The organism is Flavobacterium aureirubrum, from assembly GCF_038739835.1.
Taxonomy (GTDB): Bacteria; Bacteroidota; Bacteroidia; order Flavobacteriales; family Flavobacteriaceae; genus Flavobacterium; species Flavobacterium aureirubrum.
Genome location: NZ_JBCGDO010000060.1, coordinates 1 through 2,539, shown reverse-complemented (window position 1 = coordinate 2,539; position 2,539 = coordinate 1). Strand labels below are relative to the sequence as shown.

Annotated in this window: 3 protein-coding genes; 1 reads left to right on the top strand and 2 read right to left on the bottom strand. The window is 34.2% G+C overall.

What is annotated here, in order from left to right; all coding sequences use genetic code 11:
* Positions 1-193: 193 nt before the first annotated feature.
* Positions 194-730: an antibiotic biosynthesis monooxygenase gene (locus WFZ85_RS15875; RefSeq protein ID WP_342697231.1), complete on the top strand. Its 537-nt coding sequence runs from the start codon at positions 194-196 to the stop codon at positions 728-730.
* Between the two features lie 693 nt (positions 731-1,423).
* On the opposite strand, the gene WFZ85_RS15870 is transcribed toward WFZ85_RS15875, so the two are convergent.
* Both WFZ85_RS15870 and WFZ85_RS15865 read right to left on the bottom strand, forming a co-directional pair.
* Positions 1,424-2,167: a hypothetical protein gene (locus tag WFZ85_RS15870; protein WP_342697230.1), complete on the bottom strand. Its 744-nt coding sequence runs from the start codon at positions 2,165-2,167 to the stop codon at positions 1,424-1,426.
* A 204-nt stretch (positions 2,168-2,371) separates the two neighbouring features.
* On the bottom strand, positions 2,372-2,539 hold a 168-nt coding region (locus WFZ85_RS15865), incomplete at its 5' end, for a T9SS type B sorting domain-containing protein (RefSeq protein WP_342697232.1).

Here is a 2,539-nt window from a genome sequence, read left to right as displayed (position 1 = left end):
ATAAAAACGACCTATATAAAGCTGTTTTTAGCCTCAATTCTTTTTAAAACCAGTCAAAGTAAATCAAAAATCAGCATGGCTTAAAACCCGTTTACAGCAGTTTTAAAAAGTAAAACAGTAGAGAAAAAGGAGTTTTTTCACAGCCTGACGGTTTGCGGTTTGAGTTCGGGTGGGCTTTTTAACACTATTCTTTATGCGAAGCACGAAGTTCAAATATAGCAAAAATGCGTCAAACGAAATACAAAAAACACGAATTGGAAACCAAACTGGCGGAAGAGTATTTTTATTCTTAAACACAAATGATTTTGAAAAAGATTATGAAAACTTACAAAATAGAAAAGTAAAAATTATAAGAGAACCTAAAGTTGAAAGCTACGGAAAAGTTTTAGTTTTTGAGGATTGTTATGGAAATTTATGGGACTTAATTGAACCTATTGAAGAGAAAAAAGAAAAATTTTACTCAACAGGAATTTTAAAAGTTATTGAAGAGCAAAATATTGAGATAACAAAGAATGCGTTATTTGAATTGCAAAAACAAACAAAAAACGAAATTGGAAACATAACATTTGAAATTCAACAATCAATAGAAAACAAAAATGAATTCATAATTTGGGAATGTTTTGAAAATGAAAGTGAATTTAAAAAACATCTTAATTCAGAACATTTAAAAGAATTTCTGAAATTAAATTTAGTTGAATTCATAAAAGGTTATGCAACGAAAAAATTATAAAACCCAATAATTACAGCCACTAACAGCGGTAACTGTTGCACAACTAGCGTTTTCTCAAATCAATTTACCAAAACATAAAATCTTGACCTCGTTTAATCCCGAAGTCTCGGGAGATTTAAAGGAGGTTTGTTTTTTTAGTTAAAGTTCAATAACTATTTTACTATATTTGGTGGAAGGATTACTTCGTCTGTTGGCTATCGCTGGAGTGTGGAGTTTTTTTCACAACCTGACATTGTAAGACATTTTTAAAAAAAACTATTGATTACCCATTAATACTAACAACAAAACAACCCGCACACAGCAGGCGGGTTGTTTTTTAAACAGCCTATTCTTTATGAAAACAACCAGGTCTGCGAAGCCTCCCAACTTCGTAGCAACAAATACCTCTCCAAAACCGATAGATTGATGAAAGAAAGAAATAAAGTAGTAGAGTAATTACCAAAAGGTATTCCAACCCCAACCCTCGCAGGGTTCATCCCGAAGCGTCGGGACTGCGAGGGTTAATAAATTTAGATATTCGTTTAAACCTAATTTAGGACAAGACAAAACAAGTTCGATCAAATTTACAGTCTAGTCAAACAAATAATAGCAACACAACACGTGTCGCATACAATACCTTTTACATAATAAACTAAGTTCAATAGTAAGGTTTATAAGAAGTACAGAAATTTTAAAGTGGGACCAATAGTTTAATTAACCAACATACATTATTCCAACATTTCCATCCTCTTTTAATACATATTTTACGCCATTAATTTCTTGATAAAATGTGACACCAAGAAAGGCGTATCGAAGCAATCCTGTTTCGGGTATAACAGAAGGATACAAAGTAAAATTGCTGACTTCCACATTTCTTTCAAATACAATAGCATTACCCATAAACAGCTTATAAATACCCAAATCAAAGTCAACTCCTAAAACCCCAAATTGCAACTCCATATGGGTAGCACCTGCCGGAAACCGTACCAAAGAAATAGCAAAATCCACCACATTATACACACAAGCTACTGCATCGTAAATACCATTCATAGGCACCACGACGCTCACGTCACATTTAGGCGTAAACTGAAACTCCTTGAATAAGGCTGAACCAGCAGCTGTAACAATCCCTAGACCTACTTTTCTTGAACCTCTAACAGAGGAGGTATCACAATCCTTAATCCCTTGAAACAACTGCATCATCCTACCATGCAATGTACTTTCTTTATAATGTGTCAAAAAAGGAAAAAGTGCGATCCTAAATTCCTTCTTGACTCTCGAACAATGTCCAAACTCGGAGTTATTTTCCCTCACCCTTACCATACTGGGCTTATTCTTTATCGCCTTTCCGTTAAAACCTCCTCCAGCCTTGCGAGCCACAGCTTTCCCTTTTCTAATATAAAAGTTAATACCATCAATTGTGCCTACAAGGGTAATAATTCCTTTTTGTGTTGCCATTTCTTATGCATTTATAAGTAGCAAATATAGGATTTGTTTATGGTTATATGGTATATATGTCGTATACCTATCGTATATCTATCGTATATTTAATGTGTTTCATTGCTTTGGACTATATCGCAACTCCTTATTCACTTACAGTTTACTTCAATAAAAAAACCCATCCTACTTGCGGTGGATGGGTTGTTCTATCTTATTCTATACTTATCGTTTCAGTGCAAAGTGCGCTTTAAACTGTTTAACTGCGTTTTGTTCTAAATAATCTACGGTAAACCAGTAATCGGTGGAAGGTAGTAATTGTCCATTGTAGGTACCATCCCAACCCTGTCCTGTCGAACTGATTTGTTTGAGTAGTTTGCCGTAGCGGTCAAA

Coding starts and splice junctions, on each gene's coding strand:
- WFZ85_RS15875 (WP_342697231.1), top strand. CDS start 194: ATGCGAAGCACGAAGTTCAAATATAGCAAAAATGCGTCAAACGAAATA.
- WFZ85_RS15870 (WP_342697230.1), bottom strand. CDS start 2,167: ATGGCAACACAAAAAGGAATTATTACCCTTGTAGGCACAATTGATGGT.